Source organism: Mycobacterium palustre (genome assembly GCF_002101785.1).
Taxonomy (GTDB): Bacteria; Actinomycetota; Actinomycetes; order Mycobacteriales; family Mycobacteriaceae; genus Mycobacterium; species Mycobacterium palustre.
The window spans coordinates 98,778-110,423 of sequence record NZ_LQPJ01000107.1 but is presented as its reverse complement, the minus strand read 5'-3'; the positions used below and the strand labels follow the sequence as shown (position 1 = coordinate 110,423).

Sequence of the window (11,646 nt, the reverse complement as noted above, 5' to 3'; positions counted from 1 at the left end):
CAGAAAATCCCAACGCACCGCGAAGGGGGGGCCAAAACTAGCCGTCACACTGGGGCCACTTCAAGTTGACATTGCCAGACGAGGCCGAGAAATTCGGCGAGCGGGCGCTTGGTTTCCTCGACGAGCACGCGCCCGGCATCAAGGACGCGGTCATCGGCAGTTTTGTGCGCACGCCGGACGACTACAACGCGATGGCGGGCCGCGGGAACCTGTACCACGCCGACATGACGCTGGCTCAGCTCGGGCCGTGGCGCCCGACGCCATCTCTGTCGGGTTATCGCACCCCGGTGCGCAACCTGTGGCACAGCGGGTCGGGCGCACATCCGGTTGGTGGCCTCACCGGATGGAGCGGACGCACCACGGCCCGCATGATCGACGCAGCGCTGCGGGGATCAGCGGACACGCTCCGCGGGCGTGGGCGCGCCCTGTTGGGTGCCGTCCGCTGATCCTGTCCGAATGAGTCGCTATCGAGAGCGCGTGTAGCTAAAGTTCTAGCTACCACTTGGTGCGAACGATCGTTTCACGGTCGGGTGGACGGGGGATGGCGGCCGCGGAAAAAAAATCGATGCTCAGCGGCTCTGATGGCTACGACGGGTCTCGCAGCAGTTCGGTGTTCCTCAGGCTGCGCGGCACGCGTAACTTGGCGCTTGCAGCTGCTCCCCTGGTGAGGGATCGCCGTTCGAGGGCTCAGCTGTTGAAAGTCGCCTCGGCGTGCGATCTCGGCGACATCGTGGCCGTCGGCGCCTCGCGCCGGCGCGGCATGATCTGCGGGCTGAGCGCGGCGCTGTTCACGTTCGCCTCGGCGGGTGTTTGGCGCTGAGCGTCAAGGCGTTGTCCGAGAGCTAGGGACATACGGTAGGCGCACCTGCGTGGCCAAGGACGGCAGCAAAGCATCGAAACAGTCCAAATCGTCGATCATGGCCGTCATCCGCTCGAGGTTGGCCAGCGATACTTCGTCGGGTTGCATCGCCGGCTGCATCCGGCCGGCACCGATGGTGTACAGCCAGAACACCAGACCGTGGAAGACCTGTTGACGGTACGCCAGCCAGGCTTCCTCGAAGGACAGCGCGGGTCCTCCCGCCGCGTGCAGGCGGTCGACGTACAGCTCGATCAGCTCCCGCTCCCAGCTGCGGCGATCATTCACTGTCAGCGCTGAACTGAGCGCGTAGGCGACATCGAGGGCCCAGATGCCGCGACTGATCAGCTGCCAGTCGTAGAGGCCCATGCCGCCGTCTGGGGTGAGATACCAGTTGCGGGAATGCACATCGGAGTGCAACAACGTATTGGGGGCCGAACTGTGCATCGCCAGGGAGTTCATCAGGGCTGGGAAGACCTCGGCACGGCGACGACGGAATCCGGCGGGGAAGACCCACTCCGCGCGGTCGAAGCCGATCAGGGTGCGACGCGGGAAGTCGATTGTCACATTGACGTCGATTTGCCACCGCAGGGCGTCCTTGACCAGGGCCAGATCGCCGGCGAAACGCGGGCTCTCCCACAGCGTTCCGTGGACCGTGGCCAACGTGGCAATGATTGCTTCGGCCCGGGTCCGGTCGATGTAGTGCTTGGTCGGGTCGCCGAAAGTCGCGTTCTTGGTGCCCGCCACGTCTTCCATCAAGAACATCGAGCGCCCGGATCTGTTGTCCAACGCCATGTAGTAACCAACGGGGGCTTCGATGTCGAGAGTTGGGCGGATTCGGTCATAGAACAGCGCCTCGCATGTCAATGCCGCCGACGGAACCGTCACGGCGCGCGAGGTGAACTTGGGCGTCGACTTGGAGAATACCGACGTCGGCAGCCCGGCTTGGCGGCCCACATCGTTGTAATCGACAGTGAGAAGTCGCCTGCTGGTGGACCCATCGCTTCCCGAGGCTTTCGACACCGCGGTCACCCATGCTCCCGGGTGTCCGCGGCACAAGGCGGCTGTCAGCCACTCTGGGGTCAGCGCGTCGACCGACGGTGGAATCTCGGCCAGAGTCGTCGGTCGGGGACGGCGTAACCGCTCGTCGATCATGTGCACGCCGATTCGTCCCAACTGAGCGGCGACCCTGAGCTTCTGGATAAGCGACTCGGGCATAAAAGTTCTCTTTCGTGCTGGCGACAACGATCACGTTATTGATACACGTTATATCGAAATTACCGATCGGCGAAGTGTCTTGGCCGTCGGCGGCCATGTCGCCCCGCCTCATCTCAGGCGGAACGGATCGGAGGTCGCTTCTGCCGGCCGCTTTTCGGTGCGGACGTGGTGCGGCGCGACGCGTCGCTGCCCAACCATTCCAGCCCCTGCAGGGCCATCCCCGGTCAGGATGTCAGCGAGTCCGGGGGTTTTCAGCGACTTCTCCGGCCAGATCGAGGTTGAATCGATCAGCCCGTGCGTGGCATGGACTGCGGCAGTGAGCACGTCGGGCGACTTTCCCGGGTAGCAGGCGTCCAGGCAATCCACCCATCGGTCTATGTAGCGCTTGATCCGGGCGCTCAACCTCACTCTGTTTGCCTTGGGGATCGAATTACGCTCTCTGGTCCATACGCTCAAGAGTTCGCGTTCCTCGAGCGCCCGCTGCACGTGGCCGCGCATCAGGTGCTCCAGTTCTTCGAGTCGATCGTCGAACTGGGCCACCTGTCGACATCAGGACCCGGTCGATCGCCCCGTCCAGAAGTGTCATCAAATCTCGTCCTTGCCGCTGAAATACGGTAGATGGCGGGTCCGGAGACGCCCGCTTTCTCGCCGATGAGATCTACGCCGACACCGTCGAAGCCGCGCTCGTGGAATAGGTGCATCGCAGTGCGTCGAATTTGTTCTGAACGGTCGTTACGATTGGCCAACCCGTTACGTTAGCGCAGATGTGCCCGCGCGCCCGGGCATCCGCTGTCCCATGCGGGTGGCCTCTCTCACCTCACCCCGTGCGGTCCGGGGGCGTGCGTTGCGCCAGCCGTGGTGGCCGTTTGGCGGCGAAGGCCTGTGTCGCCTCGCCGAAATCGGGTTGCTGCTGAAGCCAGCCCTGGGTATCCGCTTCGTAGGTCAGCTGACTGACGAAGTCGCTTTCCAGGGCCCGATGATGTGCCTGCTTGATCGTCGCCACGCTGACGGACAGCTCGGCGAAACGCCGAGCCATAGCGACCGCGTCGGCAAGCGCCTCGCCGTCCTCGGACAACTTGTTCACCAGGCCCCAGTCGCGGGCCTCTGTTGCCGACAGGCGCCCTCCCAGCAAGGCCATCTCGTTGGCGCGTCCCAGTCCGATCACGCGCGGCAGCAACCACGTCAAGCCTGCGTCGGGCATCAGCCCAATCTTGGCGAATGACAACTCAAATCGTGCCGACGTGGCGGCAACGCGTAGGTCGCATGCCAGGGTCAGCGACACCCCCGCGCCGGCCGCCACGCCGTTGATCGCGGCGATGATGGGCAGCTGCAGCGATCGCATGGTGAGTACGAGCGGATTCCACGAGTTCAGGAGCACATCGCGGGCGTTACCCACGTCGCCGGAGATGTCGGCGCCCGCACAAAAACCCCGGCCGGCGCCGGTCAGCACGGCGGCGCGAATTCGGCTGTCGGCCTCCAACTCGAGGAATGCCGACCTCAAAGTGTCGCCGGTCTCGGGGTTGACCGCGTTGAGTCGAGCCGGCCGGTTGATCGTGACCACGCCCACGGGGCCGTCACGTTCGATGAGCACATCGGCCGCGGGCTGCGAGTGGTCGACGGCAGGGGTTGAAGAGACCATCGGCATTACCGCCCTAAGAATTGTCGGATGTAATCGTGCCAGTGCACCTGTTGCAGATCGCCGTAGCAAACCTGTCCCTCGCATTCCCACCGCGAAAGGCAGACCCAGGTTTCCATGTTGGGCCACAGCGGAATGCGATTGGCTGCAACCACTTCGCCACGAATCTCGTATTCGTGGCCGTTCGCATCCGCCATCAACATCTCGACTGTGGTCGGCACCAGCGTCGCAGCGTTGTTCTTGACACGCTTGCGGGTCGAGACAACCGGAACCAACTCGCCCTCGCGGTAAACCCAGCCGCCCCTCGTCGGATCCCCACCGGGCACCTGCAGGTGCCCCTTCCACACGGGCTCGAGATCGGGGTGGTCGAATGCGGTGCAACCGAACATGAAGTCGTCGCTGAAGACACCGGTCATCCAGTCGATCGGCGGCGTCGGGGAGTGCTGTTCGCTGCGACTCTGACCCCACGACCGGTCGCGGACGTTGGTGCAGTCCACCGTGTACGTCTTGCCGCGCAACGTCAGTTCGCCGCGCGCTCGCACCGCCTGCTCAAAGTGCATGCCGGTGTCAAGCAGCATCGGCTCCATCAAGGCTTCCGTCTGGATGTCGAAGGAATTCTCTCGGACTTCGTCGACATAGCGCAGCCGATGGCTCTTGAGGGGTTCGATTGTCTGGACGCGGTAGCCGTTGTCGAACTCGTACTCCCACAGATCCTTTGCGAGGACGTCCTCGCCCATGAAGGAGGTCCAGTTGATCAATTCGGACTGCAGAATGTGCTGCTTCACGCCCTGCCACACCCAGGCTCCGCCGCTCACGACGCCGAGGTTGGGGTGGTGCCAGAGGTAGGTCAGCCCGTGAATGTTCTCCTCCGGGACGCTGAAGCCGAAGTACTGCGTTTCGGTCAGGCTGGGCGATGAGTTCATGCCCTTGTACTGCGGATGCAGCAGATCGTCCTCGCGTGTCGCGGTCCCGAACGACAGGTTCTTTGCTTCCCAGAACGGCCCGTCATGCGTTTCCTGAATGTTGGTGGACATCAGTTCCCCTTTTACGATTCCACGAGCTGCCAGCACGGCCGCAAGAGCGGCGCCTGGGCCTCCCGTTCGGCTTCCGTCATGTTCCGCTGCAAAGCGCTGACCGCAACGAGGATCATGTAGGCCGCGAACTTCTTGAAGTAGTCGAAGTCATGCAGACGACGGCCGCCGGCGGCGTAATACATCTGTAGCCACTCTTCTTCACTCGGTGGCTGCAACAGTCCGCTCTCGGGTGGTGCCGCGAAAATGCGGTTGCTGACACACTGCAGCGCGAGGTCCAGCTCGGCGCGGCCCAGGGTCGACATCTCCCAATCCAGCACGGCGGACAACCGTGTGCCGTCGAAGAAGTAGTTCTGCAGTGTGGAGTCGCCGTGCGTCAGTTCGGGTTCCCCGGCGGGAAGGTGTTGCAGCAACCAGGCGCGCGCCGGAACCAGGCGCTCGTATTCCGGCAGATGAACCCAATCCCAGGTTTTCCAGTACCAGTTGACGCAGCGCTCCAATGGAGTTGAGCCCGGGGCATCCATCGTGAAGTATTCCAGACCCCGCGCCTTGATGTCCGTCTTGTGGATGGCGACCAGCGCGGCCATCACCTTGCCGAGCATCTCTTGCCGGTCCTCCGGTGACGCCTCGGCGAGGGGGCCCTGGATGAAGGCGGCCGGGTGCTGGCCTCTTCCCTTGACGCGCGCCATTGCATAGCCGGGTGCGCCGAGCCAGCGGCCGTCCGGATCGAGCCACAACGGCTCAGGCACCGGCACATCGGTGCCGTAGAGGGCGCGTTGTACCCGGAACTGTCGCGACAGGTCGTACTCGAAGAACAAGCGCTTATCGCTGACCGGCGCGTGCCGCAGCACGAGTTCGCGGGTGACGCGGCCCTGGCCGGCGTCGAAGGTTGCGTCGAAAAGCACTGTGCCGCTGGATGCGCCGACCTCGCCGCCGTCGCCGACCACCGTCACGTCAACCTCACCGACGATGCCGGGCTGATGCTCGATGAAGCTGCGAATCTCTTCGGTGCCGACTTTATGAACGACGTTCTTGCCGGCGCCGATCACCGAGCTGAGCATCGATTGCACATCAGCCATGAGTGAGCTCCTCGTATTTCGTGTGGGTGTGAGCACCGTGGTGCTTGTTGAGGTTCGCCGCCGCGCGGTTGCCCCACGCGACGGCGGTGTTCTGCCCGGTTTGCGACAGATAGTCCCCGGCGAACTGGACGCGAGAAGTCGGATCGATACCGGAGGTGAACTCGGCGATCCGCTGATACACGCCAACGCGTGTCTGCGGCAATGCCACTGGCCAACGGCGCACGTAGGTGAAATCGACTGTGTCTCGCAGCTCCGGGAACAGCCGCAGGACCGTCTGCAGCGAGCGCGCAACCAGCTCCTCATCGGAGCGCTGCATCCAGGCCGCAGCCGCCGACATCTCCCAGGACACCGAGAGCAGGCCGTGGCCGGCGGGGGCACGATCGGGAGCCTTATTGTTCTCGACGATGATCATGCAGATCTCGTGGTCCTCGGCGGCCGGCAGCTGCACCAGGAACGCCGGTGTGTTCGCCGGTCGGGTGGTGCCGATGGCGACGTTGATCGCTTTCGTGAAGCGCAACGTGTCATTGAGGGGGCCGAGCTGTGGTCGGGCCGACGCGCAGATGGTTGCCGCTACCGGCAATGGGGTCGCGACGACGCACGCGTCGGCCTCGACGGTCTTCGTCTCGCCGCCGATACCGCGATAATCCAGGCGCACGCCCTCGGCGGTGTCGGTCAGACAGAGCACGGGGGAGCTCAAGTGGACCGTACGCACCCGTGACAGTAGTGCGTCGATGATCGCGGCTTGCCCACCGGCCAGCGTGGACAGCCGACCGGCAACCGCATTGACCAGACCCGACATCAGCTCGACTCGGCTGACCTTGTCCGAATCGGCCAGCAACAGCGCACGCGTGATCGGTTCGCCGAAGTAGGCGTCGGCCTCGGCGCCGGCCAGCCGGCATACATAGTCGCGAGCAGTCTCCGTGTCGAGCGGCGCGGCGGCACGCAAGTCGTCGTATGACAGCATTCCTCGCAGGCTGGCTCGCGCAACGTCGAAGACCACCCGGGCGAGCCTGAGTTTGCTTGACAAAGTGAGTACGTCGGTCCGCAGCCCTGAGCGGATCAACCGGTCGAGCCGTAACAGCCGAATCCGGCCGTCGCGATACACGCCGAGGTACGGGGCAGTGTCGACCAAACGCAGGCCGAGCTCTTCGGCCAGCTGCGTGGCGACGGGGTAGCGCGCCGCGAACGCCGTCGCACCTGTATCGACGCGGTAACCCTGTCGCGTGACTGTTTCGACTCTCCCGCCTGCGCGGGGTGCCGCTTCGAAGACTTCGACCTCCCAGCCGGCTTGCTGCAAACGGTAGGCGGCGGTGAGGCCGGCGATTCCAGCGCCGGCGACGACCGCTCGCCGCGGTTTGACACTTGACGGGTGGGACACCTGGTGGTTTCTGCAACTCTCGTGGTGGAGGTTATTTTGAGACAGTAAGGTTTTTAAATGGTCGCTGTCAACCGTCGTTATCGAATCCGCGAGGACCCCTCACTCGGCCGGGACCCGCGCAAGCGCGATGTTCGAGCCGTATCAACGGAATGCGCTGAAAGAGTGGAAACTGCGACGGTCGTCTTTCGCCGCATGACCCCCTAGTGGAGGTCGGTTCACCTATACCGCGCGGTGTCCGTAAACGATCGTTACCCCGTCAAGGTACCTGAACCGCCGCGGCTCAATTTGCGTGCGCCGCACGGTCGCGGCGGAGCCGCTCGACTTCGGAGGCGAGGTCGTCGAGCGTGAGGCTCGGTGCGTCCGGGTGGGTCTCCTGGTGGCGGACGGCACCGAGAAGCAGGACGGTGTCGACGAGGATCCAGGTTGCAAACACGAACACGATCAGCCACCACGCCAGCAGACCGTTCCAGGCGAACGGGCCACTCTTGAAGAAGTAAATGAAACACGCCGGGAAGAACATCATCACGATCCAGAAGTTGAAATAGCCGCTCCAACGGGGAAAGGCCGGCACGGGACGGGCGTCCATGAGGATCGCGGCCCCCATCACGAATCCCTGGATGACCGCAGTGGACAAGATGCCCAGGAACGGCAGCCAGGCCAGGTCGTTGAGCCGCTGGATCGTCTCCGCGTCGCCCTCCGGACGGAACGCAGCAACCTGCCAAAACGCACACGGGAAGATCAACTCGAGCACCAAGCAGGCCCCACACATCAGCATGGTGTAGGTCAGCGGCGAGGTACGGCCCTCGATGCGTTTCATCTGGACCGCCCACGCCGCGCACCAGGGCAGCATCAACGCCCCCGCCAACATATTGATGAGCATGCCGATGCGGATGCCGGAGGTATTGGCGGCGAAAAACTGCTTGATCTCTTGCGGGCCCAATTGCGGCGAAGGCGGCGGGACGAACCTGGCGATGGCCCAAAATCCCAGGAAGAACAGCGCCACCCAAGCAAAACCGAGGTAGGCGCTGATCTTCTGTAAACGAGTCCCCATCAGCTCTCCTTCACAAGACGTTGACAGCCCGCCGCTAACCCGACACCGGTGCTTGCGCGGGTCGAGCGTCGAGGACGGTAACCGTGCCTTTGGCCGCGTCCAGTCGCACCCGCATACCGGTTGACAACCGTGAAACCGCGTCCTTGGTGTTGACGATGCAGGGGATGCCCATCTCGCGGGCAACGATCGCGGCGTGGCTCAGCGGCCCTCCGATATCCACGACCATGCCTGACACCAGCGGGAATAAGGCACACCAACTGGGATCGGTGACCTCGCAGACGAGGATCTCATCCTCTTCGAGCTCCTCGGCGACTTCCAGCGTCGCCGCGACCCGCGCCGTCCCCTCGACGACGCCGTTGGTGATCGATACTCCCGTGATCGTCTCGCCTTCTTGGGCCAGCGTCGCGGTCACCGCCGCGCGCGGCTCGGGGTTGCCTTCCCACCGATCGGGCAGCGACAGTGCTTGGTATTCGGTGCGTTTGGCTTTTCGCCAGGCGGCGACGTCGGCTACACCGGCTTCACCCGCAAGCCCGCGCAGCACCTCGTCGACGGTGAAGGCGAAGATATCGTCGGCGCGCGGAAGATCGCCCGTATTGACCAGCTCTTCACCGTGGCGCCGAGCCGCGAACCTCGCGACGTCCAGCGCCATCAAGAATGCGGCCTTGCCGACCTCGCGCAGCGGCAAATACCGCTGGGCCAAGCGGAGCAGCAGCTTGGCTTTGATGCGTTGCGCCGCGGGCAGGCCGGCCAGCAACTTGCGCTCAGCGGTTAGCCTGCGCTCGCGGCGAGCCGCTTGGGCGGCGATGCCGTCGTCGACACCGCGCTCGGTGTATTTCCGGGCGATCGCCAACACGAGTTCGGGATCCTCGCGCCATGAGGTGGCGGAGATCTCCCCTTCGTCAGGACCATGGAAACCGTAGCGCGCTACGAAGTCGGCGACGGGCAGCCGGCCACGCGAGACCTGCCAAAGCGCGCGGACCATGTCGGCTTCCTCGAAGTTGCCGTAGCCGCTGGCCAATTCGGCGACCAACGCGGGATCGCCCGCAGTTTGCGCCAGGCGGTTGAGCTGAGCGAAGAGGGCCTGAGTCACGGCCACCCCGATCACATGCGTACACATCGCGTCATCGAAGTGTCGGACCGCGTCTTCGAGCAGCGCCAGGGTGTTCTTGGGGCTCTCGCTGGTCCGCGCCCGCCACCACTGGTGCTGCTCGGCGTGAAGCTTTTTCAGCTGCGACGGCAGGCGGCTCACCTCGAACGGAAATTTCACCGCCACGAAGGGCAGTCGGCGCACCGAGTTGTGGCTTGTGACGCCCTCGCGAACGGACCCCAGCAACTGGGCCTCCATCGCGTCTCCTGACGTACCCGGCGTCAGGTCGGCGGCGGCCCGCAGGCGCGTGACGTTCATCGAGGCGCGGCCGTAGAACACGGCCGCAAAGCGGTCATCGACGCATTCCGCACGCACCACCTCACGCTTGGGCATAATGCCCAGCCGGTAGTAGGTGCGAGGCACAGACACTTCATTGCCGATCGCGAAGATCGACCAGGACAGCGGCGTCGGGACACCGGGCATCGCCTCACCGACATTGACGGTGGTCCAGAAGGTTCGGGGCCCACTGCGCTCGTGCAGCGGGTCCGGCCACTTCTTCTCGTCGATGGAAGGCAAATCTGAATTCATCGAAAGACTCCGTCACAGGCGCCGCACTAACGATCGTTAGCTTCTGGCATCTTGGCTGATGCGCAACGGGTTTGCAAATATGAGACGCGCATGCCCAGTTACCATCCGGCACGGCGATGATCGGCCGACGATCTGCCTCGTGGAGCCGCTTGCGCTGCAGCCCATTCAAAGCGCAGTCGGCGCCGGGGCCAGGCGCGTCAGCGCAGAATTCCGGTCGCCAGCAGCCGGTCGGCTGCCCGCAGCCCCGTCGTCGTCGCGGCTTCGATGTTCTGCATGCTCTGCGAGTCGCCGGCCAGCTGGATGCGGGTGTCGTGCTCACACAGCGCGCGGAACTTGCCGAGATCGCGGTAGAACCCGATCGGGCTGACCTCTAGATACCAGCGGTTGACGTCGACGAACTCCACGGCGTCGCCGATTCCCGGCAGGATCTTCTCCAGCCCGCCCAGCACCGCGCGGCGGATGTCGTCGTCATCGTCGTTCCAATGGTCTCGCGCCCAGGTGTCCAGGATCGCCAGCGTCAGCAGACCCTTGCCGCCCGGCACCCGCCCTTCGGCCTTATGGTGGTCCACCATGACACCGGTGATGAACGGGTGTTCGGATTTCGGTACCAACACGTAGGTGGACCGCAGCGCCGGCCGCCGGGACAGTCCGACGGTCATGATCATTTCCGGGTTGTGTTTCACCCGCCGCAGGAAACCTTTGCGCCAGTCGTCGAGCTGGGGAACCAGTTCGGCGGTCACTCGGCCCGGTGTCGCCACCACGCAGGCGGCGGCGCGCTCGATCCGCTGGGTTCCGCTGACGTCCGCCCATTTCACGGTCACCCCGCCGTCGACGTCTTCGACGAGGTTCACCGCGGCACCCAGGTCGACCTTCTTGTCCTGCGCCAACCGCTCCGGGTAGGAGCTCATTCCGTCCTTGAACGCCAGGATCTTCGCCCCGCCGAGGAGGGTGAGCAGCGCCAGGAAGTCCACTCGTGACGTGTCGTCACCGGAGGTCGCCGCAATCCCCCGCATCACCGCACCGATCAGAAACTCCTGCAACTCCGGGCTCAAGTGCGCTCGCGCCCAGTCGGTGACGCTTTCGGTGTCGTACCGCCCGGTCGTCGGAATGCGATCGTAGAGCGCCTTTCTCGACCGGATGAGCTCCGGCACGAGCTTGACGAGTTCGGCCTTGGCCCGCACCGACAACAGCTTGGTCGTGGCGATCGACGAGACCAGGTGATCGCCGTCGAGATCGTGCAGGACGCCGTCGCGGACCACGCTGAGGATGAACTTGGTCGGCGCGACGTCGTTGCCCATGCCGACCTCGTCGACGATCGACAGCACGTTGTGGTAGGTGCTGGTGACGAACAGGGCGCCGTTGTCCGCCACAAACCCATCGCGTTGGCGGGTCGACATCTTGCCGCCGACCCGGTCGGTCGCTTCCAGAATCCGGACCGCAAGACCAGCCTTCGCCAACCGGTGCGCCGCCGCGAGTCCTGACGGGCCGGCGCCGACCACAATGACGTCGTACGGATCGCCGGACGGAGCCGGTCCGGTCATCGATTCGCCCCTATTCAGACATCGTTGGACGCCGGGTTCCTGGTACGGAGCACAACTCGAGAAGCCCGGCGTCCGTGTGGGTGGCTATTTTGAGACACTAGGGTTTATAAAAGGAAGTTGTCAACTATCGTTACCGCAACCGCGTGACGCTCATCCCGATGGCGGGTTGCCCACTTCACGG

Annotated in this window: 12 protein-coding genes; 2 read left to right on the top strand and 10 right to left on the bottom strand. The window is 64.3% G+C overall.

Annotated features, from left to right (window positions below; genetic code table 11):
• The first annotated feature begins 65 nt into the window (after positions 1-65).
• Positions 66-446: a phytoene desaturase family protein gene (locus AWC19_RS15865; protein ID WP_142281225.1), complete on the top strand. Its 381-nt coding sequence runs from the start codon at positions 66-68 to the stop codon at positions 444-446.
• Positions 447-541: 95 nt separating this feature from the next.
• On the top strand, positions 542-820 hold the full coding sequence (locus AWC19_RS29225; RefSeq protein WP_142281224.1) for a hypothetical protein: 279 nt from the start codon (positions 542-544) through the stop codon (positions 818-820).
• 3 nt (positions 821-823) lie between these two features.
• Here AWC19_RS29225 and AWC19_RS15860 read toward each other — a convergent pair whose 3' ends face one another.
• The 10 genes from AWC19_RS15860 to AWC19_RS15820 all read right to left on the bottom strand — a co-directional run bounded on the left by AWC19_RS15860 (position 824) and on the right by AWC19_RS15820 (position 11,465).
• Entirely contained in the window at positions 824-2,074 is a 1,251-nt protein-coding gene (locus AWC19_RS15860) for an aminoglycoside phosphotransferase family protein (protein ID WP_085079007.1), read from the bottom strand.
• Between the two features lie 108 nt (positions 2,075-2,182).
• Complete coding sequence (locus AWC19_RS15855; protein WP_142281223.1) at positions 2,183-2,614, bottom strand: hypothetical protein; 432 nt, start codon at positions 2,612-2,614, stop codon at positions 2,183-2,185.
• Positions 2,572-2,820: a helix-turn-helix domain-containing protein gene (locus tag AWC19_RS31635; RefSeq protein WP_085079005.1), complete on the bottom strand. Its 249-nt coding sequence runs from the start codon at positions 2,818-2,820 to the stop codon at positions 2,572-2,574. The genes AWC19_RS15855 and AWC19_RS31635 overlap by 43 nt, the downstream gene beginning before the upstream one ends.
• A 71-nt stretch (positions 2,821-2,891) precedes the next feature.
• Positions 2,892-3,713, bottom strand: a complete 822-nt coding sequence (locus AWC19_RS15845; protein WP_158090891.1) for an enoyl-CoA hydratase/isomerase family protein — start codon at positions 3,711-3,713, stop codon at positions 2,892-2,894.
• Between the two features lie 5 nt (positions 3,714-3,718).
• Positions 3,719-4,744: a DUF7064 domain-containing protein gene (locus tag AWC19_RS29220; RefSeq protein WP_142281221.1), complete on the bottom strand. Its 1,026-nt coding sequence runs from the start codon at positions 4,742-4,744 to the stop codon at positions 3,719-3,721.
• Positions 4,745-4,755: 11 nt separating this feature from the next.
• Positions 4,756-5,820: a phosphotransferase family protein gene (locus AWC19_RS15840; protein WP_085079003.1), complete on the bottom strand. Its 1,065-nt coding sequence runs from the start codon at positions 5,818-5,820 to the stop codon at positions 4,756-4,758.
• Complete coding sequence (locus tag AWC19_RS15835) at positions 5,813-7,198, bottom strand: protoporphyrinogen/coproporphyrinogen oxidase (protein WP_158090890.1); 1,386 nt, start codon at positions 7,196-7,198, stop codon at positions 5,813-5,815. Before AWC19_RS15835 ends, AWC19_RS15840 begins: the two co-directional genes overlap by 8 nt.
• Positions 7,199-7,478: 280 nt before the next feature.
• Positions 7,479-8,249 (bottom strand): hypothetical protein, encoded by a 771-nt coding sequence (locus tag AWC19_RS15830; protein WP_142281220.1) that lies wholly within the window; start codon positions 8,247-8,249, stop codon positions 7,479-7,481.
• 34 nt (positions 8,250-8,283) lie between these two features.
• On the bottom strand, positions 8,284-9,924 hold the full coding sequence (locus tag AWC19_RS15825; protein WP_085079000.1) for a PEP-utilizing enzyme: 1,641 nt from the start codon (positions 9,922-9,924) through the stop codon (positions 8,284-8,286).
• A gap of 197 nt (positions 9,925-10,121) precedes the next feature.
• Positions 10,122-11,465, bottom strand: a complete 1,344-nt coding sequence (locus AWC19_RS15820; RefSeq protein ID WP_085078999.1) for a protoporphyrinogen/coproporphyrinogen oxidase — start codon at positions 11,463-11,465, stop codon at positions 10,122-10,124.
• Positions 11,466-11,646: the final 181 nt, after the last annotated feature.